The organism is Streptomyces sp. S186 (assembly GCF_051603415.1).
Taxonomy (GTDB): domain Bacteria; phylum Actinomycetota; class Actinomycetes; order Streptomycetales; family Streptomycetaceae; genus Streptomyces.
Window position 1 is genome coordinate 6,707,962 of the sequence record NZ_CP193932.1, and the last position, 23,019, is coordinate 6,730,980.

Genomic DNA, 23,019 nt, shown 5'->3' on the forward strand with positions numbered 1-23,019 from the left:
AGGGCAGACGATCGCCGAAGCTATGGGTGTCTCCTTCCTTGATCTGGAGATCCGCCCCTTGTACAGCGGGGCGGACGATCCACTGCGCGAGTTCTACATCCCGCTGTTGTCTCGCGCGGTCTCATACGACCGGCTTGTCGGGTACTACTCCAGCCGCGAACTGGCCCTTGCCGCCCGCGGGGTCGCACCCTTCGTCGCGCGCCACGGGCGAATGCGTCTCATCGTCGGCGCACAGCTCACGGCAGGAGACATCCATGCCCTGACCCGCGGGCGGCCTCTGGAGGACGCGCTCGTCTCCAGGTTGCTCGCCGATCCTCTCGGCGAAGGCGTCAGCATCGTCGAGAGGGAGTACCTGCGGCTGCTGGCCTGGCTGGTCAAGCAGGGCCAGCTTGAGATCAAGGTGGGAGTGCCGCTGGATGAGCAGGGTCGCCCGCTGCCCCCTACCGCGACCCGCCGCTACTTTCACTCCAAGTACGGCGTGCTCACCGACGCCATGGGCGAGCGCGTGGCCTTCCTCGGGTCGAACAACGAGACGGCCGCCGGCTGGCAAGAAAACCACGAGACCTTCACGGCCTACCGCTCCTGGAGCCGGCATGTGTGGGCTGAGTATGGAAACCCCATCGTGGAGCGGTTCGCTGCCCACTGGCTTGATCGTCCCGACGCCGGGTGGACCGTCGTCTCTCTACCGCAAGCCGTACGGGACGAACTGATCAAGCTGGTACCCGGAGGGTGGCAGCCTCGCTCCGAGGACCCGAGTCAGCGCGATGACATTGGTGATCAAGCCGCCCTTCCGCACCCGCGCCCCGCTGCCGACCCTCCGCCGCAACCGGACCTGGCCGCGGCCCGAGAGGAGCTAGCTGCCCTCGCCGCCGCCCCGACGGTTGATGGTGGGACCGGAGTTGGCCTAGTGACCGCCGGTGTCGAACCGTTGCCGCACCAGCTGCGCATTGCCCACCGGGCGATCGCTAGCTATCCGCGGGGCTATCTGCTGGCTGACGAGGTGGGCCTCGGCAAGACCATCGAGGCTGGCCTCATCCTCCGCGAACTGCTGCTGTCCCAGAAGGCACGGACCGCGCTCATCCTCGTACCTGCCTCCGTGTTACGCCAGTGGCAGGAAGAGCTGCACGAAAAGCTGGCTCTCGACGTTCCCCGCTATGAGCAGGGCCGATTCTGGGACCGGCACGGTGAACTGATCCCGTACGAGTCAGGGTCGAACCCCTGGGGGGCCTTCCCCGTCGTCCTTGCCTCAAGCCACCTTGCCCGGCGCAGGGACCGGCGCCCCGAACTCTTCGAAGCAGGCCCATGGGACATCGTCTTCGTCGACGAGGCCCACCACGCGCGCCGACGCGGTTCACGGCCCGACGCATCCCCCAACGCCCTCCTCTCCCTCTTGCAGGAGATGAAGGAGCGACGGTTGTGGAAGGCGCTCTACCTGGCCTCGGCTACCCCCATGCAGATGTCCCCGCATGAGGCATGGGATCTCATAGCGCTCTTCGGCCTGCCGGGAACGTGGGGGCACAGCTCGGCCGAGTTCCAGCGCTACTACGCCAACTTGCAGGAAGACTCTGACAAGCGCGACTGGATCTTCCTTCACAAGCTGCTCACGGACTACTTCGTCAAAGGCGACCCCGCCACACGGCGGGATAGCCGGCTCGAACAGCGCATCAGAGGTCAACTGGGCTACGCCAAGGCCGGCTCCGTCACCAAGATGCATGCTCGCCCGCTCACCCAGAACACGGTTCGTCACTGGTCTGCCGAGCAGACGGCCGCAGCCGGAGAATGGCTCAGCGTCCACACCCCGATGCGGGACAGAGTGTTCCGTACGACCAGGCAAACACTGCGCCGCTACCAGGAGCTGGGAATTCTCAGTGCCGACGTGGTCATTCCACGCCGGGAGGTCAACGACAGGTTCATTCCCATGACCACGGCGGAGGAGGGGCTGTACCGGAGGATCGACGATTACATCCGCCGCCACTACAACGCCTACCAGGTCGATCAGGGCAATCAAGCTCTCGGCTTCATCATGACGGTCTACCGGCGCCGCCTTACCAGCTCCTTCCACGCAATCCGCGCATCCCTCCAGCGGCGCCTCGACGGCCTCACCGAAGGCGCCACCCTTCAGGAACTCCTGGACGACGACGACCGCCTGACCACCGAAGACGACACACTCTTCGAGGTCGCCAACTTGGACGTACGCGGAGAGCTGCTGGGCGCTGAACTGGCAGAACTCCGCAGTTTCATCGAAGACCTCGACCACAGGCGCGGCGATGACTCCAAGCTCAAGCAGCTAATCAAGGACCTGGACCAGACCTGGAGCACTTACGACTCGGTCGTGATCTTCACCCAGTACACCGACACAATGGACTTCCTGCGTGACCACCTCGCCGCCGTCTACGGGAGGATTGCCACTTACTCAGGGCGGGGCGGGGAAGTGTACGACCCTGCGAGCGAAGCCTGGCAGACGATCTCGAAGGCCGAGCTCAAGACTCGCTTCCGCGAGAAGGAGATCCGCGTCCTCATCGGGACAGACTCCATGAGCGAAGGGCTCAATCTCCAGACATGCGGTCGCCTGATCAATTACGACGTGCCCTGGAACCTCATGCGCGTCGAACAGCGCATCGGTCGCGTAGACCGGATCAACGCGTCGTATCCAATGGTCAGCATTAGCAACTACTTCTACGCAGATACCGTCGAGCAACGGGTCTACGAAGGTATCAAGGGAGACTTCGGCGACTTCGTCCACATCGTCGGCGACGCCCAACCCGTCCTTGCCGCCACCGAAGAAGCCATCCGCAGCGCGGCAATGACCGAACCCGGCCACCAGCAGGACGAGATCACCCGCCAGGTCAACGCACTGCACGACCAGGTCACGGTGGCAACCTCCACCTCCGTGCGTCTATCCGACCTGGAAGACCACGACCCCGAGGAGCCACCACAGCTGAAGCCCGCAGTCACTCTGGAAGAACTGCACGAGATACTCACACGAAATCAGCTCGCCGCCCCACGTCTGGTTCCTCTCGAAAAACAACCCGGTGTCTATGTCCTGTCACTCGACACCGTTTGCCCTCCGGTCACTTTCCCCATCGTCGAAAACGAAAAGTCGGTAGTTCACCCCGAACAGCGACACGTCAGCTTCGACCGCTCCGTGGTAGATAGAGCAGCCACCGACATCGAGTTGCTAACTTTTGGATCGCCAGCTCTTCAGTCACTACTTTTGTCGACGACGGAGAACTTAAAGGGGTGACCATCCTGATTTGCCTCTGCCGCCAGGACAACACGGCTCAGAAGATCCGACCCATCCGGCATAGGTGGCGTTCTGGCGGCCTTGGCCCCTGTCTGCTGGCAGCTGGTCGGCACGGCGCCGGCCGTCAGAGGTGACCGCGCGGGCGTGGATGGTCAGCCTTGGCGCGTTCTGCTCGTCAGCGCTGTGGGCGGCGGAACCAGTCGCCGGACTGACGCTGGGAGAGCGCTGCCACGATGGCGATCCCCAGGCCCAGCTGGACGATCCCGGCTGGCATCCCACGTCCCAAGGCGCCAAGGCCGAAAAGGATCATGATTGATGCGAAGACGATCGCTGTGACCCTCGCCCCCGTACCGGACTTGCCGAAGCACAGCGCGCAGATGAAGACGCCGATGACTGGTATCGCCGAGCCCAGCGCGGCACCCGCTGCGACAGGACGGCCACGGTGCCCTCAGTGCGGCCGGGCACCGCCACCGGCCGCACTGCCGGCCGCGCCTCCGGCCTCGTGCGATGCCACACTCACCGGTCGCTCGCCGCCGAGCCCGCGGGTCGGCCCCTGGCACCCCTGGGCCGCCGCGATCCCCAGTGCCACCAGCAGCGTCACCACCACGAACACCACCACGCGCTGCCGTAGCAGCCGCCGGTCCGGGCCCGGCCGCCGGCCGCCCGCGCCGGTGCGCGGCGGCGTACGCGAACCGTTTCGTCCCGTGGGCCGTGCGGCCGGCCGCTGCCCGGTGGCCCGTCCACCGGTCCGCGCGGCGGCGCCCGTCGACGCGGGACCCCGATCCCGCGCCGCCGCGTCCCGCGACCCCGCCGGCCGGGCCGGCCGAGGCCGCGGCGCGGACGCGCCCCCCGTACCCCGCTCGGTCCGCTGCCGCGCGTACTCCTCGGCGCGCCGCCCGGTCGGACGCTCCGCCGGCCGTCGCTCCGCGTGGCTCCAGCCGTCCTCGCCACCCGGCGCGCTCTCCCACGCCCCGCCCGAGTGCCCGTGCGCCTCACGGGCCGCGATCTCCTTCAGTCGCAGCGACAGCGACAGCGTGCTGGGCCGGTCCGCCGGGTCCTTGGCCAGGCACGCCGCGAGCAGCGGCGCCAGCGCGTCCGGCACCCCGGCCAGCTGCGCCTCCTCATGGACCACGCGGTAGAGCATGACCTCCGAACTGCCCTGCCCGAACGGCGAGTCCGCGGTGCAGGCGTACGCGAGGGTGGCACCCAGCGAGAAGATGTCGGTGGCCGGCGTCACCGCCGCGCCGCGCACCTGCTCCGGCGCCAGGAAGCCGGGCGACCCGACGGCCGTGCCGACGTGCGTCAGCGTGCTGGCCCCGGTCGCCCAGGCGATCCCGAAGTCGATGATCCGCGGGCCCTTGGGCGACAGCAGGATGTTGGACGGCTTCAGGTCCCGGTGCACCACACCCGCGTCGTGGACGGCCAGCAGCCCCTCGGACAGCGCCGCCCCGATGGCGGCGACCTGCGCGGGGGAGAGCGCCCCCTCCTCGTTCACCTTGTCGTGCAGCGAGGGACCGGGGACGTACTGGGTCGCGAACCACGGACGGTCGGCGTCCAGATCCGCCGCCACCAGCCGCGCCGTGCAGCCGCCGCGGATCCGCCGGGCGGCCGAGACCTCGCGGGCGAACCGCGACCGGAACTCCTGATCCTCCGCCAGATCCGGCCGGATCACCTTCAATGCGACCCGCTGCCCGCGCTTGTCCGAGCCGAGGTAGACCACGCCCATCCCGCCCGCGCCGAGCCGGCGGTGCAGTCGGAACGATCCGACGACACGCGGGTCCTCGCGCCGGAGCCGCATCATCGCCATGTCCGTCCCCTGCCTGCGGTGGGGAGGCCCCACTCCGCTCAACCGTCTGACGTGGCACAGCTTACGGATTGCCGGCTCGCTGTGCTGAGAGGCCGCGCATGCGTCGGCAACCGGATTACCGGCGGCCGCCCCGATCCCCGCCGCACGGAGGGAATTCGGCCCGCCCCCCGGCCCCGCTACCCGCACCGGCCCCCAATGATCCCTTTCCCAACGGACTTTGACGGAGCGAAAGGTGCGGAACCGGCGCGGGCCCCGTCTCCCGCGAGCCCCGCGCCGCGGCCCCGGCGGCCGTGCACCCCGGGAGATTCCCTAGTGATCGAAGTCACCGTTTCGGTATCCCCGCCCGCGGCAAGCCTGTTGCGCCTCCCGCGCGCCGCATCCCCGCTCCCGCGCCCCTCACAGGGATCTCTCCGGGTACCGCCCGGGCCCTCTCCACCCAGGGGAGTACGCCGGGCCCCCACCCGTCATCCTCCTGGAGGCCCGCCAAGCGGTACGACGGCATGACGCCCGGGCGCCGCCGCGCGCCTAGGCTTGAGGTCAAGCGGCGGGCGCAGCACTCGTCCCCCGAGGTCAGACGCCCGCCGCCCTCGGATCACGACAGGAGCGGGGCGATGGCGCAGAGCACGGGGCGGACGGCCCTCCGGGCGCGGGGCCGCAGGGCCACCACCGCGTTCGGCGGAAGCCGGCCCGCCGGTACGCGCCACCCCCTCATAGCGGTCGCCATGGTGCTGCCGCTGGCGTTCCTCCTGGCCGTGGTCTTCGGCGGCTGGGAGGCCGTGGTCACACAGGCGTCGTCCGTGGCCGGCATGCTGGGGCGCTGAGCGGGCGCCCCGGTCCCGGGAGAGCGGTCCGGGACGGCTGCCGGCCGAAACCCCGTGGGGACGGGGGTGCGGCGGACGGCAGGAATGGCCGGGCATCTGGGGAGATGCCCGGCCATCTGGCTTTTTCGGGAACTTCCCGCCCGCACGGTGGAGTTGGCCACCGCACCGCACCGCACCGCACCGGCACAACGACAGAGGGCCGAAGCTGATGCTCCGGCCCTCTGCCCTCGGTGTGGACGATACTGGGATTGAACCAGTGACCTCTTCCGTGTCAGGGAAGCGCTCTCCCGCTGAGCTAATCGTCCTCGGGACCGCGGCTCTCGCAAGATCGCCGCGGATACTGCGTGCGCGATACTGGGATTGAACCAGTGACCTCTTCCGTGTCAGGGAAGCGCTCTCCCGCTGAGCTAATCGCGCGGGGACCTGGTGTGACCAGGTCAGTGGACGATACTGGGATTGAACCAGTGACCTCTTCCGTGTCAGGGAAGCGCTCTCCCGCTGAGCTAATCGTCCTTGGAGGTGGAGACGGGATTTGAACCCGTGTAGACGGCTTTGCAGGCCGTTGCCTCGCCTCTCGGCCACTCCACCAGGAGTGTGTGCGGGGGGCTCGGGATGATCCCCCACATCGAGCGGACGACGAGACTCGAACTCGCGACATCCACCTTGGCAAGGTGGTGCTCTACCAACTGAGCTACGTCCGCGGGCGGCTCTCCCAGACTACGTCGGGAAGCTCCCTGGCCTCCGGGGCGCTTCCGCGTCCCGGCGACGTGTTGAACTTTAGCGGATTCCTGGGCCAGTACAAAAACGCGTTTGTGCAGCGTGCTGCGCTGCTCGTCCGGCCCGAGCGATCGAGGGGGCCCCGCCATAGACTCACTGACGTGCACGACTTCGCTCCGATGGCCCGCTTCGGCGGCCTGCTCGCCACCGACCTGCGCGATGTGACCAGCGATCCCGCGGCACTGGATTCCGCCGGCTGGTGGGCGGTGACCGCCGACTTCGAGGGGGGAGTGGTCTGCGCCCGCTTCGCGGACGTACGCCCCGCCACGGCCGCGGACGCCCCCGCGCCCGGCGCCTGGCGCGGCCCTGCCCCGGCCGACTGGCGCAGCTCCCTGGACCGCTCCGCCTATGCGGACGGCGTCCGGCGTATCCGGGCCCACATCGCGGCCGGCACGGTCTACCAGGTCAACCTCTGCCGGGTATTGACCGCATCGCTGCCCGACCCGCACCGCGCCGACGTGGACGCGCTCTCCGCCGTCCTGGCCCGCGGCAACCCCGCTCCCTATGCCGGAACGATTCGCCTGCCCGATCACGGCGTCGAGATCGCCACCGCCTCCCCGGAGCTCTTCCTGCGCCGCGACGGCCGCACCGTGGAGTCCGGCCCCATCAAGGGCACCGGCCGCACCCCCGCGGACCTCTCGCAGAAGGACCGGGCGGAGAACGTGATGATCGTCGACCTGGTCCGCAACGACCTGGGGCGGGTCTGCGCCACCGGCTCGGTCACCGTCCCCGCCCTGTGCGCCGTGGAGGAGCACCCCGGCCTCGTCCACCTCGTCTCCACCGTGCGCGGTGAACTGGCCGAGGCCCACGAGAAGACGGCGTGGGCCGATCTGCTCGGGGCCACCTTCCCGCCGGGGTCGGTCACCGGCGCCCCCAAGTCCAGCGCCCTGCGGATCATCGAGGAACTGGAGACCGCCCCGCGCGGCCCCTACTGCGGCGGCATCGGGTGGGTGGACGCCGACCGCCGCACCGGCTGGCTCAACGTCGGCATCCGCACGTTCTGGATCGACCGTGCCGCCCCCGCGGGACCGGTGCTCCGCTTCGGCGCGGGCGCCGGGATCATCTGGGACTCGGACCCCGAGCGGGAGTGGGCCGAGACCGAGTTGAAGGCGCGCCGACTGCTCGCGGTAGCGTCCGGTGAGCACGAAGTGAGCGGAGGACTCAAGCGATGAAGATCTGGCTCGACGGGGGACTACGGGACGCCGACGGCGCCCGGGTCTCGGTCTTCGACCACGGCCTGACGGTCGGCGACGGGGTCTTCGAGACGCTCAAGGCCGAGCGGGGGCGCGCCTTCGCGCTCACCCGCCACCTGGAGCGCCTGGCCCACTCCGCCCGCGGGCTCGGCCTGCCCGAGCCCGACCTCGACGAGGTGCGGCGCGGCTGCGCGGCCGTCCTGGAAGCCAACCCGATGGCGCTGGGCCGGATACGGATCACGTACACCGGCGGCATCTCCCCGCTCGGCTCGGATCGCGGCGAGGCCGGACCGACCCTGGTCATCGCGGTCTCCGAGGCCGGCCGCCGCCCGGACACCACCGCCGCCGTCACCGTCCCCTGGACCCGCAACGAACGCGGCGCCCTGGCCGGCCTGAAGACCACCTCGTACGGCGAGAACGTCGTGGCCCTGGCCCGCGCCCGCGAACGGGGCGCCTCCGAGGCGCTGTTCGCCAACACCGTCGGCGCGCTCTGCGAGGGCACCGGCTCCAACGTCTTCGTCGTCCTCGACGGCGAACTGCACACCCCGCCGCTGGCCTCCGGCTGCCTGGCCGGCATCACCCGCGCGCTGACCGTCGCCTGGGCCGGCGCCAAGGAGACCGACCTGCCGCTGGACGCCCTGGAGAGCGCCGAGGAGATCTTCCTGACCTCCACCCTGCGCGACGTCCAGGCCGTGACCCGGATCGACGGCCGCCAACTCGCCGACGCGCCGGGCCCGGTGACCGCCGAGGCGATGCGCCTCTTCGACCGGGAGTCGGCCGCGGACTTCGACCCGCGCTGAGGGTGACGGGCCCGCGGCGGGCGAGTAGAAAGTCCTCGTGACCACTACGCTGCGCCCCGCGGGCCCCGAAGTACGACACGACGACGGCCGCCGGTCCCGCCCTTATGACATCTGCGTCAACAGCCGCCGGGTCGGCGGGATCCAGTTGGCCACCGACGCCCGGTTCGGGCCCACCGCCGGCCGGATCGAGGCCCTGAGCGTGGCGGCCCCGGACCGGCACCGCGGCCGCGCCACGGTCGCCGCGCTGGCCGCCGAAGAGGTGCTGCGCGGCTGGGGCTGCCGGCAGATCGAACTGACCGTGCCCGTCGAGGCCGAGGCCGCGGTACGGCTCTCGGCGGCCCTGGGCTACACCGAACGCGGCCGCATCCTGGCCCGGGTCCTGACCCGCCCGGGCGCGCTCCCCGACGGCAGCACCGACCGGCCCTTGGGCGAGGCCGGATACCCGGCCTGGCGGGCGGCCGCGATCGCCGAGCGGGTCCGGCAGCAGACAGCCCAGGGGATGTCCCGGGAACGCGCCGAGGAGGCCGTGCCCGCCGAGCACGACGCGCTGCTCCCCGAGGGCGCGGCCACCCCCGGCCATGTACTGCGGATCCTCGCCCACGAGGGCACCGACGTCGGCACGCTGTGGCTGGCCCTGCGGCTCCCCGGGCAGCCCGGCGGCTATGTCATGGACGTGCGGGTGGCGCCGGAGCACCGCGGCGAGGGACACGGCCGCAGCCTGATGCTCGTCGCCGAGCGGGAGACCCTGGCCGCGGGCCGCTCCTCCCTGGCGCTCAACGTCCAGGCCGACAACGCCCCGGCGCTGGGGCTGTACCGCTCGCTGGGCTACCGGCCCACGGCGTACCGGATGTGGAAGCCGATCCTCTGACGCGTCCGCCGGCCGGCCCGCGGTCTCGTACGGGCCAGGCCGGAACCGCCGGGCCGTGCCGGCTCAGCCCGCCGTGGCGTCCTGCCCGGCCAGCAGCCGCTCGGCGATCCCCTCGATCCGGGCCCGCAGGCCCTCCTGGCTCTTGCCGCCGTCCAGCCGCTCGCCGCCGATCTCGTACGTCGGGGTGCCGGTGACCCCGATCGCCTTGCCCTCGGCCTCGTCCGCGTCCACGGTCAGCAGGTGCCGGCCGTCGACCAGCGCGGTGTCGATCTCCTCGGCGTCCAGCCCGAGCTCCCCGGCGACGTCCAGCAGCACCTTCTCGCCGCGCCTGCCGAGCTCCTCGGCGCGTGCCAGCACCGCCTCGACGTACGGCCAGCCCTGGCCCTGTTCCACCGCCTCCTCGGCCGCCTGGGCCGCCGCGTAGGCGTGCTTGTGCTTGGCCAGCGGGAAGTGCCGCAGCCGGATCTCCAGCCGGTCGCCGAAGCGCTCGCGCAGCGCCCGGACGTCGCTCAGGGCGGTGGCGCAGTCGGTGCACTGGAGGTCGCACCACACGTCGAGGACAGGACGGGCGGGGCTGACGGGACGGGTGGGGCCGGAGGCGGCGGCGTCGTTCATGCGGTCAGTCTTCCAGCCCGCCGCCCGGGGGAGGAACCCGGACCTGCGGAGGAGGGCGACCCGGAGATCTCCCTGAGGTCCTGGCCGGGACATGGCCTGTGCGGGGCCGGAGGGGGCAGGATGGAGGGGAGCGCGGAACGCCCGCTCGCCCCTTCGACCGGCAGGAGGACCGGATGCTGACCTCGACGATCTGTGCCGCGGTCTCGGCGGCGGGCCTGGGCATCGCCGCGCTGACCGCCTATCGCAAGCGCTTCCTGGCCGCGACCCGGATCGCCGCCTTCGCTCTGATCCCGATCGGTCTGGTCATGACGGGCGTCATCGACTGGGTCACCAGCATCGTCCTCAAGCCCACGGTCTGGGCAGGTTTCGGGGTGCTGGCGCTCTCCGTGGTGCTGTTCATGATCAGCCGGCTGGCGGAGCGGCGCCGCGGCATACCCGGCCGCAAGGAGCGCCGGGCCGCGGCGGCCTCCGAGGCCCCGGCGGTGGCGCCGGCCGCCTCGGCGCCCTCCCTCGGTTCCGGCCGCAAGGCCCCCGGGAGCACGGCGGCCCCGGCCCCGGACAGCGCCCCCAAGGATGACTTCTCGGACATCGAAGCGATCCTGAAAAAGCACGGGATCTGATGAACTCCCGCTGCTGAGCGGCCCATTGCGGGTTCCGGGCCGATCATCTGCGCGATGATGCGCGCGAGATGAACGATGAGTGCGCCCTCGCCCAAGACGACGCCACGTCCCCCGAGCCCCGCGGCTGCCTGTTCGCGCTGTCCCAGCCGCCGCTGATGCTCTTCCTGGCCGTGATCGGCCTGCTGCTCCTCCTAGGCGCGGTACACGACCTCTACATCCTCTGACGCCCCGCACGGGCCGGTCCGGCCGCGGCGTACGGGCACCCGGCACCCGCCGTGTGCCCGGCGCCGGCCGTCGCTCAGCCCGCCGCTTCCCGCCGCCGTGCGCGGTACGCCGCGACATGCAGCCGGTTCCCGCAGGTCCGGCTGTCGCAGTAGCGCCGCGAGCGGTTGCGGGAGAGGTCGACGAAGGCGTGCCGGCAGTCCGGTGCCTCGCAGCGCCGCAGCCGCTCGCGTTCCCCGGCGACGAGGATGAAGGCCAGCGCCATCCCGCCGTCCGCGGCAAGGTGGTCGGCGACCGAGGCACCCGGCGCGAAGTAGTGGACGTGCCAGTCGTAGCCGTCGTGGTCGGTCAGCTGCGGGGTGGTGCCCGCCGAGGCCACCAGCGTGTTCAGCCGGGCGGCCGCGGTGCGGTCGTCGCCGGCCGCGAAGACCTCCGCGAAGCGTGCACGGACGGCACGGACGGCCGCCAGGTCGCCCGGTCCGAGGGAGCCCACGCCGCTGATCTTGTTGCGCCGGACGAACTCCGCGAGCGCCGCGAGGTCGGTCAGGCTGTCCGGGGTGCCGGGGGAGTCCCCCTCGGGCGCGGTGTTCAGCAGGCCGACGACCGCGTCCAGCGCGCACCGGGTGTCATGGGTGATCAGCACGGTTCCGCTCCCTGGCCGGGTGGGGCCGGCCGGCGCCGCCCCGGTGTCGTTGGCGAATGGTCGGACAGACCCTAGCGCCTGGGACACGCCTCGGCGCCGTCCCGCGGTGGGTCCGCGGCGACGGCGCCGAAGTGTGCCGTGTGAACTTGTCGGTCCTGCGCCGTCTCCCCGAGTCGGACGGTCGCAAGTGTGAGCGGTTGGATGCGGAAAGTGTGCCTGCTGCGTCTCAGCTCTCCGCCAGGATGTGGGAGAGCTCGGTGTCGAGATCGAAGTGCCGGTGCTCCGTACCGGGCGGTACGGCGGCGTCCGTGCGCTTCAGGAAGGATTCCAGCGCCCGCGCCGGGGCCTCCAGAAGGGCTTCCCCCTCCGGGGAGCTCAGGGCGATGCAGACCACGCCCTGTCCGTGGCTCCGGGACGGCCAGACGCGGACGTCTCCGGTGCCCGTGGGCCGGTGCAGGCCCTCCGCGAGGAGGTCGCGGGCGAAGACCCACTCAACCGTTTCCTCGGCTCCGGTGTGGAAGGTGGCGTGCACGGCATACGGATCGGCCGTGTCATACCGCAGGCCCGCGGGTACAGGCAGTGAGGACTCGCTCGACACAACGAGGCGCAGGTGCAGCTCGCAGCTGACCGTGGTGTTCATAAGCGCCAGGGCCTTTCGCTCAGTGTGCGCTCGGGGATTCGCACGTCGGCGAAATCGACATGCCACCTACGGTGCCGTTGTAAACCCCTCTGCCGGTTTTGGGTGGCTTCAGATACCTCTTCCGGCGGATTGCGTGATCGTCCCCGGCGGTATTTCGGCCAACGGATCATGTCCGTTGCGTAGGCGGCACGAATACGCAGAGTAATGGAGCGGGGAGCGCTTCGCGATGATCTCCGTCGGCTCGGCGTGCCGGGTTCCGGCTCCGGTGCGCGGACGGGGGCGCGGGGCCGGGCCGTCCGTGCCCGTCGAAGATCGACCGGGTCGGCCGCCGTGGTCGGAAGCGCCTCCGACGTGCGGTAATGTTGGCGGTGCGCCCGGGCGATTAGCTCAGTGGGAGAGCGCTTCGTTCACACCGAAGAGGTCACTGGTTCGAACCCAGTATCGCCCACCCCGGACGAAGGCCCGGAGACTCAAGTCTCCGGGCCTTCGCGGTTGTTGGGCCGTTCCCGGGCCGGCGGGGCGCACACTGGGATCATGCCCGACACGTCACGCCGGCCGTGCCGTCTGCACCGCTACCGCTTCCGCAGCGTCTGGCTGCTGAACGCCCCGCCCACCGTCGTCTACGCGGTGCTGGAGCGGGCCGAGGCGTATCCCCGCTGGTGGCCGCAGGTGCGCGAGGTCGCCTCGCTCGACGAGCGCAGCGGCATCGCGCGCTTCCGGTCCTTCCTGCCGTACGACCTGCTCGTGGTGGCGACCGAGACCCGGCGGGACCCGGGGGTCGGGGTGCTGGAGATCGCGATGCGCGGGGACCTGGCCGGCTGGGCGCGGTGGACGATCGTGCCCGGCGAGGGCGGCACCCGGGCCGTGTTCGAGCAGGACGTGGAGGTCCGCAAGCCGGGGCTGCGGCGCTGGGCGCTGCTGGGGCGGCCGCTGTTCCGGATCAACCACGCGCTGATGATGCGGGCCGGCCGGCGCGGGCTGACGGCCTGGCTGGCCCGCGGGTGAGGAGGCCGGAACGGAATTTGATGGAAGGGCCTGGCGGCCTGTATTGTTCAGGTCGTTCGCGAGGGAAACCTCGCCGGAACCCGGGCGATTAGCTCAGTGGGAGAGCGCTTCGTTCACACCGAAGAGGTCACTGGTTCGAACCCAGTATCGCCCACCGGGATCATGGACCGGACCGTCGGAAGGCGGTCCGGTCCTTTTCGTTGGCACGCGTGGGCGTGCGGCCGTGGCGCTTCGCGCCGGGTCAATTCCGTTCAGCCGCACCGGCGTTGGGAATTCCGCCGGAATTCCGAGGGGGAATCAGGCCGCGGCGGGGAGTTCCGGCCGCAGCGGCCAGTGCGGGTCGACGGGCTCATGGGTGCCGCTGCGGGCGAACCACGCCTGCAGGCCGCGGGCCTGGGCCGCGTGCCAGAGCGCCTGCCGGGTGTGCAGCTCGGCGGGCTGCAGGCCCTCCAGCCGTGCGGCGAAGCGCCGGCCCAGCTCCCGGACCACCCGCAGCGCGGCCAGCGCGTCCGCCGCCGCCTCGTGCGCGTCGGTCAGCTCGATCCCGTAGTGCGCGCACAGGTCCGTGAGGGTGCGGCGGCCCTTGCGGTAGCGGTCCAGGTGCTTGTCCAGGACGCGGGGATCGAGGACGTGCAGCGGATGCGCGCCCAGATAGGCGCTCAGGGAGCTGGCGCGGTGGCGCTTCAACTCCCGCTCCAGCAGCGTCAGGTCGAACGGGGCGTTCATCACCACCAGCGGGCGGACGGCCACCGCCTGGGCGGCCAGCGCACGGGCCACCTCCTCCAGCACCGGCGCCGGCCAGCGGCCGTGCCGCGCGAGGTGATCTGCCGTCAGGCCGTGCACCGCCGTCGCGGCCTCCGGTATCTCCACCCCGGGATTGATCAGCCAGCGGGTGACGCGCGGGGCGGCGCGCGGGGTTTCCTGGACCACCAGGGCGGCGGAGACGATGCGATCGCGCTCGACGTCGATGCCCGTCGTCTCGGTGTCGAAGGCGGCAAGTGGACCGTCATACCAGCGCGGCATCAGCCAACTCCTCGCGGTCGTACGGGGGATGACGGTGCGGGTCACCCGAGCTGGTGATACCCGGGGCGAGGACGGCTCGAACCGCCCTTGTTTGCGGGCCGCTTGACGCGGAGACAACCACAGAGACGGCCGGCGCCGCACCGCGCGGTCCGGCGGCTTCCCGCGCCGGGCTCCGCCCCCGCCGCCCGGACGCATCGAATCGGCACGGCCCGGAAGGCACCCGCGATGACCCTCGCGCAGCCCGAACCGGGCGGGCTGTCCCCCGCAAGCGGGCGGTACCCCCGGCCCTCCCTCACCCCGCGGCGCGGTGGCCTGGCCACCACCGCCTGCATGGAAACCCTCCAGGTGGGCTACCTCCACGCGGTCGCCGCCGCCTCCGGGTGCTCACTGGCACAGCCCTTCCCGGACAACGGCATCGACTGGCACGTCAGCCATGCCGCGCCCGGTCACACCGTCGACGACGAGGTGACCATCAAGGTGCAGCTCAAGTGCACCTACCAGACCGCCCCGCGCCCGCCGGGGCCCACCTTCGCCTTCACGCTCGACAACGACCACCTGGTGAAGCTGGCCCGCACGCCGGTGGCGGTGCACAAGATCCTCGTCGTGATGCTCGTCCCGCGGGATCCGGACGACTGGCTGCGGGCCGGGCACGACCACCTCGAACTGCGGCACTGCTGTTACTGGATCAACCTCGCCGGCCATCCGGTGACCGGCCGGCGCAGGACCACTGTGCGGATCCCGACCACGCGGATCTTCGACGACCGTGCGCTGCGCGAGATCATGACGCGGGTCGGGGCGGGAGGGAGACCCTGATGGACCGGCTGACCGACGACCACGGCCCGACCCACGACTACGGCGCGCCCCCGCCGGACCCCGCACGGCTCGACCCGGCGGTGCTCGGCGCCCTGCTGGCCCGCCACGGCTGGCGGCGCCGGGGCGCGGCGGCCGGCCGCTGCGCCCGCTGGACCCCACCGGACGGGGCGGCCGGGACCAGCCTGCTGGTGCCGCACGACCGCCGGTTCCCCGACAGCGCCGAGCTGCTGGCCGAGGCGCTGGCGGCGCTGGAGCGGAGCGCCGCGCCCTCGGCCCGCGAGGTGCTGGTCGGGCTGGCGGTGCCCAGCGACGAGGTCCGCTGGGAGCGCGAGGTCCCCGACGGCGGCCCCGGGACCGCGCACTGGGTGGCGCAGGAGCAGCTGCGCGGCGCGGCCCGCGCCCTGCTGACGGCCGGCGCGCTGGGCAGCTACGCCCGCGCCGGTTACTACGGCGCCCGGTACCAGCGGCGGGCCGCCGGCTTCCTGGGCCAGGTGCTGGTCGGGCCGGCCCCGGCCGGCCGCCGGCTGGCCGCGTTCGTCCCCGTACGGGCCGGGCGCGGCGCGGTCGCCGGTCTCCAGCGGGCGCTGCACGCGGCCCGGGACGCCACCGACTACCAGCGGGCCACCGGCGGCATGGAGGCGTTCGACGCGGCGGTCGGGCTGGGCGTCTGCCACGAGCTGGCGCAGGCGCTGATCGCGCTGGTGCGGGGCGCGGAGGGGGTGCGGATCACCATCGCCTGGTCGCCGGCGGCCGGCACCCCGGCCGGCTTCGCGGCCCGCCCGGAACCCGTCGAGTTCTCGCCCGGCGACCTGCCCGCGCTCCAACAGGCCGCCCAGCGCTACGTCCGCGCCGAGCCGTCGCTGCCGGTGCGGGTGACCGGCACCGTCGTACGGCTGCGCCGGGAGCGGCCGGACGGCCCGGGGTCGGTGCGGCTGCGGGTGATCACCGGGGCGGACGTGGGGCAGGTGCGGGCGGCCCTGGGGGAGGAGGACTACCGGATCGCCGGCCATGCACACCTGGCCGGGCTGCCGATCCGGGTCAGCGGCCGGCTGGAGAGCCGGGGCGGCTTCCGGCGGATCACCGGTGGCCGGGACGTTGCCCCCGTACAGGTCGATCCGGCCGACCGGGACCGGCTGCTGAAGGCGCTCTGGGCGGACCCCGCGGGGTCCGGGGACGGCGGGGACGGCGGGTTCGGCGAGGACGGCTGAGGCGCTGCTGACGGAGATCCGGCAGCAGCGCCCTGGTGTCCGGCGGGCGCCTGAGCGGCCGGGGCGAAGCCGTTTCGCGGTGCGGTCCTGCGGCTCGGTACGATTCGGAGGCGCAGCAAACGCTGATGCGAGTGAGACATGAGTCAGGAGAGACCGGTGTCAGACGTCCGTGTGACCGTCCAACGCGATTCCGAGCGGGAAGAACGCGTGGTGACCACGGGCACTACGGCCGCCGACCTCTTCCAGGGCGAGCGCAGCGTGGTGGCCGCACGGGTGGCCGGCGAGCTGCGGGACCTCACCCACGAGCTGGCCGACGGCGACGAGGTCGAGCCCGTCGAGATCACCTCCGAGGACGGCCTGAACATCCTGCGGCACTCCACCGCGCACGTCATGGCCCAGGCCGTGCAGGAGCTCTTCCCCGAGGCCAAGCTCGGCATCGGCCCGCCGATCAAGGACGGCTTCTACTACGACTTCGACGTCGAGAAGCCCTTCCACCCCGACGATCTCAAGCGCATCGAGAAGAAGATGCAGGAGATCCAGAAGCGCGGCCAGAAGTTCGCCCGCCGCGTGGTGACCGACGAGGACGCCCGCGCAGAGCTGGCGGACGAGCCGTACAAGCTCGAACTGATCGGCCTCAAGGGCTCCGCCGCGGACGCCGCCGAGGGCGCCTCCGCCGAGGTCGGCGCCGGCGAGCTGAGCATCTACGACAACCTCGACGCCAAGACCGGCGAGCTCTGCTGGAAGGACCTGTGCCGCGGTCCTCACCTGCCCAGCACCCGGAACATCCCGGTCTTCAAGCTGATGCGGTCGGCCGCCGCCTACTGGCGCGGCAGCGAGAAGAACCCGCAGCTCCAGCGCATCTACGGCACCGCCTGGCCCACCAAGGACGAGCTCAAGGCGTACCTGGACTTCCTCGCCGAGGCCGAGAAGCGCGACCACCGCAAGCTCGGTGCCGAGCTGGACCTCTTCTCCATCCCGGAGGAGCTGGGCTCCGGCCTCGCGGTCTTCCACCCCAAGGGCGGTGTCGTCCGCCGGGTGATGGAGGACTACTCCCGCAAGCGGCACGAGCTGTCGGACTACGAGTTCGTGAACACCCCGCACATCACCAAGGAAGCTCTCTTCGAGACCTCGGGACACCTGCCGAACTACGGCGACGCGATGTTCCCGCCGCTGGAGTTCGACGGGCAGAACTACCGCCTCAAGGCGATGAACTGCCCCATGCACAACCTGATCTTCAAGGCCCGCGGCCGCTCGTACCGCGAACTCCCGCTGCGTCTCTTCGAGTTCGGCACGGTGTACCGCTACGAGAAGTCGGGCGTGGTGCACGGCCTGACCCGGGCCCGCGGCTTCACCCAGGACGACTCGCACATCTACTGCACCAAGGAGCAGATGGCGGACGAGCTGGACAGCCTGCTCACCTTCGTCCTCGACCTGCTGCGCGACTACGGCCTGACCGACTTCGAGCTGGAACTGTCCACCCGCGACCCGGAGTCCGACAAGTTCATCGGCGAGGACGCGGAGTGGGAGGAGGCCACCGAGGCGCTGCGCCAGGCGGCCGAGAAGCAGGGGCTGCCGCTGGTCCCGGACCCGGGCGGCGCCGCGTTCTACGGCCCGAAGATCTCGGTGCAGGCCCGCGATGCCATCGGCCGGTCCTGGCAGATGTCGACGATCCAGGTCGACTTCCAGCAGCCCGCCCGCTTCGGCCTGGAGTACACCGCGGCGGACGGCTCCAAGCAGCAGCCCGTCATGATCCACCGGGCGCTGTTCGGCTCCATCGAGCGGTTCTTCGCGGTGCTGCTGGAGCACTACGCGGGCGCCTTCCCGGCGTGGCTGGCCCCGGTGCAGGCCACCTGCATCCCGATCGGCGACGCCCACGTCCCGTACCTGGAGGAGTTCGCCGCGGAGGCGAAGGCCAAGGGGCTGCGGGTCGAGGTGGACTCGTCCTCGGACCGGATGCAGAAGAAGATCAGGAACGCCCAGCGCAGCAAGGTGCCGTTCATGATCCTCGCGGGTGATGAGGACATGGCGGCCGGGGCGGTGTCGTTCCGGTATCGCGACGGGTCGCAGGAGAACGGCATCCCGCGTGACGAGGCATTGCGGAAGCTCGTCGATGTGGTGGAGCGCCGCGCCTAGGCGTGATCTTTGCCGCGGAGCGTGCGGGGTTTGAGGGGCGGTCCCATCCGGACCGCCCCTCGCCGCTTCCCCGTCCGGCCCGGGAGAATATGCTTCGCAACATGACGAGTGAGCCGGAACAGCAGATCGGAGTCGGGACGCAGGACGCCTTCCAGCGCCTGTGGACGCCCCACCGGATGGCCTACATCCAGGGGGAGAACAAGCCGAGCGGCCCGGGCGCCGAGGACGGCTGTCCGTTCTGCACCATTCCCTCGAAGTCGGACGAGGACGGCCTCGTGATCGCCCGCGGCAAGCGGGTGTACGCGGTGCTCAACCTCTACCCGTACAACGGCGGGCACCTCATGGTCGTCCCGTTCCGCCACGTCGCCGACTACACCGAGCTCGACGAGCGGGAGACCGCGGAGCTGGCGGACTTCACCAAGCGGGCGATGATCGCGCTGCGCACCGCCTCCGGGGCGCACGGCTTCAACATCGGGATGAACCAGGGGAGCGTGGCCGGCGCCGGTATCGCCGCCCACCTCCACCAGCACGTCGTCCCCCGCTGGGGCGGCGACACCAACTTCATGCCGGTGGTCGGGCACACCAAGGTGCTGCCCCAACTCCTCGCCGACACCCGGTCGATGCTGGCCTCGGCCTGGCCGGAATAGCCGCCGTGCACGCCGGGTGAACGGGGCGACACGCACCCGGATGAATCCTATAAATCGCCCCGATCGGGAAATCTTGCCCCTCTAATGGGGTGGTGACCTCCCTGGATCGTCGCTCCGTGCTGCGCGCGGCCGCCTCGGCCGCGGCGGCGGGTGCGCTTGCGTCGGGCTGCGCCCCGAAGCGGTCGGCGGACTCCTCCGCCACCGCCGCCTCCGCACGGGCCGCCGGCGGACCGAGCCCCCAAGAGACGGGCCGGTCCGCGCCGGCCCGGCACCCCGCCGCCCGGCCACCGACCCGTGCGCCCGGCCTGCCTCCCGAGATCGAGCACGGACCGCGGAACGGGCACGCGGTCGCCCTCACCTTCCACGGCCGGGGCGATCCCAAGCTGGCCGAGGCGCTGCTGGGCGAGGCCGAGCGGGCCGGTGCCCGGGTCACCGTGCTGGTCGTCGGCGACTGGCTCGACGAACAGCCCGCGATGGCCCGCCGCATCCTGGACGGCGGCCATGAGCTGGGCAACCACACCATGCACCACCGCAACATCTGCGCGCTGCCCGCCGACGCCGCCGACGCCGAGATCCGCCAGTGCGCCGACCGGCTGCGCAAGCTCACCGGCAGCATCGGCAGCTGGTTCCGCCCGTCGCAGACCCGGCGGGCCACCGGGCAGGTCATCCGGCTGGCCCGCCAGGCGGGCTATCCGCACGTCCTGTCGTACGACGTGGACTCCCTCGACGCGAACGACCCCGGCGCCCCGGCCGTCCAGCGCACGGTCCTGGACGGCGTCCGCCCGGGCTCGGTCGTCAGTCTCCACCTCGGGCATCCCGGCACGGTGGCCGCGTTGCCCCCGATCCTCGACGGCCTCCGCCGGCGCGGTCTGCGCGCGGTGACGACAACGGAGCTAGTGACCTGATGGCTGACCGGAACCGTACCCACCCCCGCCCGACCGGCTCCCGCCGCACCCGCCGGGCGGCGCTGCTCGTCGCGGCCTGCGCCCTGGTGGCGGCGGGCTGCACCGGTGGCGGGGAGCAGTCCGCCCCGCGGCCCGACGGACCCTCGCCCCACGAGGCCGTCGCCCAGGGCCTGCCCGGGATGCCGCCGCTGCTGGACCAGCACGACCTGTACGCCGCGGACCGGCCCAACCGGCTGGCGCCGCAGGTCAGGAACTACCCGTCGCGGATCTATGTGCCCAACACCGGCTCCGACACGGTCAGCGTCATCGACCCCAGGACGTACAAGGTGATCGAGACGATCCCGGTGGGCGTGCAGCCGCAGCACGTGGTGCCGTCCTGGGACATGAAGACGCTGTGGGTCAACAACAACCGGGGGCACGACCTCACCCCGATCGACCCGGCCACCGGCAAGGCCGGCAAGCCGGTCAAGGTCCACGACCCGTACAACCTCTACTTCACGCCGGACGGGAAGTACGCCGTGGTGATGGCGTCGATGGACCGGCAGCTGGTGTTCCGGGACCCGCACACCATGGAGACCCGCAAGACCCTGCCGGTCGACTGCGCGGGCGTCAACCACGCCGACTTCTCGCCGGACGGGAAGTACTTCATCGTCTCCTGCGAGTTCTCCGGCGAACTGCTCAAGGTCGACACCGCGAAGATGAAGGTGGTCGGCCAGGAGAAGCTGCCGTTCGAGGGCGCGATGCCGCAGGACGTGAAGATCTCGCCGGACGGCAGGACCTGGTACATCGCCGACATGATGGCCGACGGCGTGTGGATCCTGGACGGCGACGCCTTCGGCCGGCCGAAGCTGCTGCCGACCGGCAAGGGGACGCACGGCCTCTACGTCAGCCGTGACTCCCGCACCATGTACATCTCCAACCGCGGCGAGGGCTCCGTCTCGCTGCTGGACTTCAGGACCGGGAAGCTCGTCGGCAAGTGGCACATCCGCGGCGGCGGCAGCCCGGACATGGGCGGGGTCTCGGCGGACGGCAAGGTGCTGTGGCTGTCCGGGCGCTACAACTCCGAGGTGTACGCGCTCGACACCCGTACGGGCAAGACCCTGTCGAAGATCCGGGTGGGGGAGGGGCCGCACGGACTGGCGGTCTATCCGCAGCCGGGGCGGTACTCGCTGGGGCATACCGGGATCTTCCGGTAGGCCGTCCGCCGGGGCCGGTTGGTCCGGACTGTCCGGTCGTTCCGGCCGGGGAACGGAAACGGGCGCGCGCCCGGCGGCAAGCCGTGCGCGCGCCCGTCCGTGCGGTGCGCGGGGCGGTGCCTACGCGTTGTACTCGTCGGCCTTCTTCGGCTCGGCGCTCTGGACCATGCCGCTGAGCACCAGGGAGCGGTTGTCGAAGCGCTCGGTGTCGACGCCGTGCTCCTTGAGGACGTTCATCGCCGCGGCGTGCACCGCCCGCAGGACCGGGGTCGCGGCGCGCAGCGCGTCGTCGGCCATGAAGCGGTGCCGCCAGGGCTTGTCGGCCCAGACATGGCGCAGACCGAACGGCTCGGGGAGGGCGAGCTTGCCGCCGAGGAAGTCCAGCACCGGCGGGAACCACGTCAGCGGGGCGCGGGCGGCCAGCCGCACCACCTCCGCCGTCCCGATGAGCGGCAGTGTCAGGGTCTTGGTCTCCCAGAACCGGACGACCTTGGCGACGTCCTTGGTCTTGGGCTCCGGCTTGCTGGTGAAGAGCGAGTGGACCGGGCCGAGGGCGTAGCCGCTGACCTCGATGCGCAGCGTCTCGTGCAGCACGGTGACGGTGATCATGAGTGTGAGCACCAACTGGCCGTCCCACAGGACGAACTGGACGCCGAGGTAGTGGCGGTTGCCGGCGCCGAACTGCTGCTCGTTGCAGATCCGCTCGATCTCGTGGCCGCGGACCTCGTACCCGTCGACGTGGCTGCCCTCCGGGCGGGCGACCGCCCCGGCCTTCTCTCCCACGGGGACGACGATCCAGTGGCGGACGGACGGCGGCTGCTGGAAGCCGCCGGTGTGCAGCGGGCTGCGCTCCAGCAGGCGCAGCCGGTCGTGGATCGCGCGGATGACGTCCCAGCTGCGGAACGGGTGGATGTCGGTGCCCTCCTGGGCCGGCCGGAGCTCCTCGGCCAGCTGCCAGCTGCCCCAGCGGGTGCCCATCCCGAGTATGCCCTTGGGGCCGGCGTAGAAGATGACGTTGCTGCGCTGCTCGGCGGAGACCTTGGCGAGGTTGTGCCGGAGGGTCTCGGCGGAGGTGTGGTTGGGGTCCTGCGGCACCGCCTCGGGGATCTTCGCGGCGACGCCGCCGCCCTCCAGCAGCCCCTTCCACGCCTCCCGCAGGGTCACCGCGGTCCGCTCGCAGATCTGCTTGGCCAGCCACCAGCCCACCATCGGGGCGATGACCATGCCGCGGGCGTACAGCGGCCAGAAGCCGGTGAACGGCAGCTTGACCATGAAGAACAGCCCGGCGCCGGCGAGCAGGGTCAGCATGATGCCGCCCAGCAGGGAGATGCCGTTGCCCTCGCCGTCCTTGGAGAAGATCTTCCGGAGCTGGAAGGCGCCCAGCCAGAGCAGCACACCGGGCAGGAACAGCAGCCCGCACACCACCATCAGGACCGTCAGCCGGGTGTCGCGCTGCTTGCGGATGCGGGTGGCCGACAGGCAGTGCTCGACGACCGTCTGCGGTTCGGTGCCGAAGGACTGGATCAGCGGTTTGCGGCCGCCGCCGAGCATCCGCACCTGCACCGCGCGGGAGAACGCCTCGCCGAGGTTGGGCGCGAACAGCGACAGCTTGGGCTTCTTGACCTCGGAGGTGCCGGAGTCGGAGTCCGCCTTGGAGATGTCGGTCAACGGGCTGTCGCGGTAGGCGGCAGAGGCCAGGGCCTGGGTCGCCGCCGTCTGCCCGGCACCGCCCGAGATGGGGACCTGTGCCCCCGGACTGAAGTCAAAGCCGTCTGCCACTACCCGCCCCCATCACGCGCGTATCCGCTGATGCGCTCTACCCGACTGCGCTGACGCGCA

The 23,019-nt window shown here is 71.4% G+C and carries 20 protein-coding genes and 7 tRNA genes; 16 read left to right on the top strand and 11 right to left on the bottom strand.

The features are described 5' to 3' along the window. Positions 1–22: 22 nt before the first annotated feature. Positions 23–3,244, top strand: coding sequence for an SNF2-related protein (locus ACRAS8_RS28930; RefSeq protein ID WP_438488931.1), 3,222 nt, complete (start codon positions 23–25; stop codon positions 3,242–3,244). A gap of 448 nt (positions 3,245–3,692) precedes the next feature. On the opposite strand, the gene ACRAS8_RS28935 is transcribed toward ACRAS8_RS28930, so the two are convergent. Beyond that, complete coding sequence (locus ACRAS8_RS28935) at positions 3,693–5,051, bottom strand: protein kinase domain-containing protein (RefSeq protein ID WP_438488932.1); 1,359 nt, start codon at positions 5,049–5,051, stop codon at positions 3,693–3,695. Positions 5,052–5,662: 611 nt separating this feature from the next. Between ACRAS8_RS28935 and ACRAS8_RS28940 the strand changes: the two genes are divergently transcribed. After that, positions 5,663–5,872, top strand: coding sequence for a hypothetical protein (locus tag ACRAS8_RS28940; RefSeq protein WP_438488933.1), 210 nt, complete (start codon positions 5,663–5,665; stop codon positions 5,870–5,872). Positions 5,873–6,105: 233 nt separating this feature from the next. On the opposite strand, the gene ACRAS8_RS28945 is transcribed toward ACRAS8_RS28940, so the two are convergent. The 5 genes from ACRAS8_RS28945 to ACRAS8_RS28965 all read right to left on the bottom strand — a co-directional run bounded on the left by ACRAS8_RS28945 (position 6,106) and on the right by ACRAS8_RS28965 (position 6,573). Then, a tRNA-Val gene (locus ACRAS8_RS28945) sits at positions 6,106–6,177 on the bottom strand. A 40-nt stretch (positions 6,178–6,217) separates the two neighbouring features. Then, positions 6,218–6,289, bottom strand: a tRNA-Val gene (locus tag ACRAS8_RS28950). A 24-nt stretch (positions 6,290–6,313) separates the two neighbouring features. Continuing rightward, a tRNA-Val gene (locus tag ACRAS8_RS28955) sits at positions 6,314–6,385 on the bottom strand. 1 nt (position 6,386) lies between these two features. Continuing rightward, positions 6,387–6,460: transfer RNA gene (locus ACRAS8_RS28960), tRNA-Cys, on the bottom strand. Positions 6,461–6,500: 40 nt separating this feature from the next. Further along, positions 6,501–6,573: transfer RNA gene (locus tag ACRAS8_RS28965), tRNA-Gly, on the bottom strand. Between the two features lie 177 nt (positions 6,574–6,750). On the opposite strand from ACRAS8_RS28965, the gene ACRAS8_RS28970 reads away from it, so the two are divergent. From ACRAS8_RS28970 to ACRAS8_RS28980, 3 genes are read left to right on the top strand one after another with little or no spacing between them, the layout of a single operon-like run. Next, entirely contained in the window at positions 6,751–7,821 is a 1,071-nt protein-coding gene (locus ACRAS8_RS28970; RefSeq protein ID WP_438488934.1) for a chorismate-binding protein, read from the top strand. Beyond that, the gene (locus ACRAS8_RS28975; RefSeq protein WP_438488935.1) at positions 7,818–8,642 is read left to right on the top strand and encodes an aminotransferase class IV; all 825 of its coding nucleotides are present in this window, start codon (positions 7,818–7,820) and stop codon (positions 8,640–8,642) included. The genes ACRAS8_RS28970 and ACRAS8_RS28975 overlap by 4 nt, the downstream gene beginning before the upstream one ends. Positions 8,643–8,679: 37 nt before the next feature. Then, positions 8,680–9,510, top strand: a complete 831-nt coding sequence (locus ACRAS8_RS28980; protein WP_438488936.1) for a GNAT family N-acetyltransferase — start codon at positions 8,680–8,682, stop codon at positions 9,508–9,510. 63 nt (positions 9,511–9,573) lie between these two features. Here ACRAS8_RS28980 and ACRAS8_RS28985 read toward each other — a convergent pair whose 3' ends face one another. Continuing rightward, positions 9,574–10,125 carry a DsbA family protein gene (locus ACRAS8_RS28985; RefSeq protein ID WP_438488937.1) on the bottom strand — a complete coding sequence of 184 codons (552 nt, stop codon included), beginning with the start codon at positions 10,123–10,125 and terminating at the stop codon, positions 9,574–9,576. 173 nt (positions 10,126–10,298) lie between these two features. On the opposite strand from ACRAS8_RS28985, the gene ACRAS8_RS28990 reads away from it, so the two are divergent. Both ACRAS8_RS28990 and ACRAS8_RS28995 read left to right on the top strand, forming a co-directional pair. Beyond that, entirely contained in the window at positions 10,299–10,745 is a 447-nt protein-coding gene (locus tag ACRAS8_RS28990) for a hypothetical protein (protein WP_438488938.1), read from the top strand. A 68-nt stretch (positions 10,746–10,813) separates the two neighbouring features. Next, positions 10,814–10,969, top strand: a complete 156-nt coding sequence (locus ACRAS8_RS28995) for a hypothetical protein (protein WP_018540225.1) — start codon at positions 10,814–10,816, stop codon at positions 10,967–10,969. Positions 10,970–11,043: 74 nt separating this feature from the next. Here the strand turns inward: ACRAS8_RS28995 and ACRAS8_RS29000 are convergent, their stop codons facing one another. Next, entirely contained in the window at positions 11,044–11,610 is a 567-nt protein-coding gene (locus tag ACRAS8_RS29000; RefSeq protein ID WP_438488939.1) for a CGNR zinc finger domain-containing protein, read from the bottom strand. A 226-nt stretch (positions 11,611–11,836) separates the two neighbouring features. After that, the gene (locus ACRAS8_RS29005; protein ID WP_003959770.1) at positions 11,837–12,250 is read right to left on the bottom strand and encodes an SsgA family sporulation/cell division regulator; all 414 of its coding nucleotides are present in this window, start codon (positions 12,248–12,250) and stop codon (positions 11,837–11,839) included. Positions 12,251–12,626: 376 nt separating this feature from the next. Here ACRAS8_RS29005 and ACRAS8_RS29010 point away from each other — a divergent pair. The 3 genes from ACRAS8_RS29010 (at position 12,627) to ACRAS8_RS29020 (ending at position 13,409) form a co-directional block, all read left to right on the top strand. After that, positions 12,627–12,698, top strand: a tRNA-Val gene (locus ACRAS8_RS29010). Between the two features lie 86 nt (positions 12,699–12,784). Beyond that, positions 12,785–13,255, top strand: coding sequence for an SRPBCC family protein (locus ACRAS8_RS29015; protein ID WP_438488940.1), 471 nt, complete (start codon positions 12,785–12,787; stop codon positions 13,253–13,255). 82 nt (positions 13,256–13,337) lie between these two features. Continuing rightward, positions 13,338–13,409 (top strand) — tRNA-Val (locus tag ACRAS8_RS29020). Positions 13,410–13,552: 143 nt separating this feature from the next. Here the strand turns inward: ACRAS8_RS29020 and ACRAS8_RS29025 are convergent. After that, positions 13,553–14,278: an exonuclease domain-containing protein gene (locus tag ACRAS8_RS29025; protein ID WP_438488941.1), complete on the bottom strand. Its 726-nt coding sequence runs from the start codon at positions 14,276–14,278 to the stop codon at positions 13,553–13,555. Positions 14,279–14,503: 225 nt separating this feature from the next. On the opposite strand from ACRAS8_RS29025, the gene ACRAS8_RS29030 reads away from it, so the two are divergent. The 6 genes from ACRAS8_RS29030 (at position 14,504) to ACRAS8_RS29055 (ending at position 21,180) form a co-directional block, all read left to right on the top strand. Continuing rightward, positions 14,504–15,091 carry a DUF4365 domain-containing protein gene (locus tag ACRAS8_RS29030; RefSeq protein ID WP_438488942.1) on the top strand — a complete coding sequence of 196 codons (588 nt, stop codon included), beginning with the start codon at positions 14,504–14,506 and terminating at the stop codon, positions 15,089–15,091. Continuing rightward, positions 15,091–16,299 carry a hypothetical protein gene (locus ACRAS8_RS29035; RefSeq protein WP_438488943.1) on the top strand — a complete coding sequence of 403 codons (1,209 nt, stop codon included), beginning with the start codon at positions 15,091–15,093 and terminating at the stop codon, positions 16,297–16,299. The genes ACRAS8_RS29030 and ACRAS8_RS29035 overlap by 1 nt, the downstream gene beginning before the upstream one ends. 156 nt (positions 16,300–16,455) lie before the next feature. Next, on the top strand, positions 16,456–18,432 hold the full coding sequence (thrS, locus tag ACRAS8_RS29040) for a threonine--tRNA ligase (protein ID WP_438488944.1): 1,977 nt from the start codon (positions 16,456–16,458) through the stop codon (positions 18,430–18,432). A gap of 89 nt (positions 18,433–18,521) precedes the next feature. Next, a complete protein-coding gene (locus ACRAS8_RS29045) occupies positions 18,522–19,079 on the top strand; it encodes an HIT family protein (protein ID WP_438488945.1) in 558 nt (185 codons plus the stop codon). A gap of 92 nt (positions 19,080–19,171) precedes the next feature. Continuing rightward, positions 19,172–19,984: a polysaccharide deacetylase family protein gene (locus tag ACRAS8_RS29050; RefSeq protein ID WP_438488946.1), complete on the top strand. Its 813-nt coding sequence runs from the start codon at positions 19,172–19,174 to the stop codon at positions 19,982–19,984. Continuing rightward, on the top strand, positions 19,984–21,180 hold the full coding sequence (locus tag ACRAS8_RS29055; RefSeq protein ID WP_438488947.1) for a YncE family protein: 1,197 nt from the start codon (positions 19,984–19,986) through the stop codon (positions 21,178–21,180). Before ACRAS8_RS29050 ends, ACRAS8_RS29055 begins: the two co-directional genes overlap by 1 nt. Positions 21,181–21,300: 120 nt before the next feature. Here the strand turns inward: ACRAS8_RS29055 and ACRAS8_RS29060 are convergent, their stop codons facing one another. Further along, positions 21,301–22,959 carry a hypothetical protein gene (locus ACRAS8_RS29060; protein ID WP_438488948.1) on the bottom strand — a complete coding sequence of 553 codons (1,659 nt, stop codon included), beginning with the start codon at positions 22,957–22,959 and terminating at the stop codon, positions 21,301–21,303. Positions 22,960–23,019 lie beyond the last annotated feature (60 nt).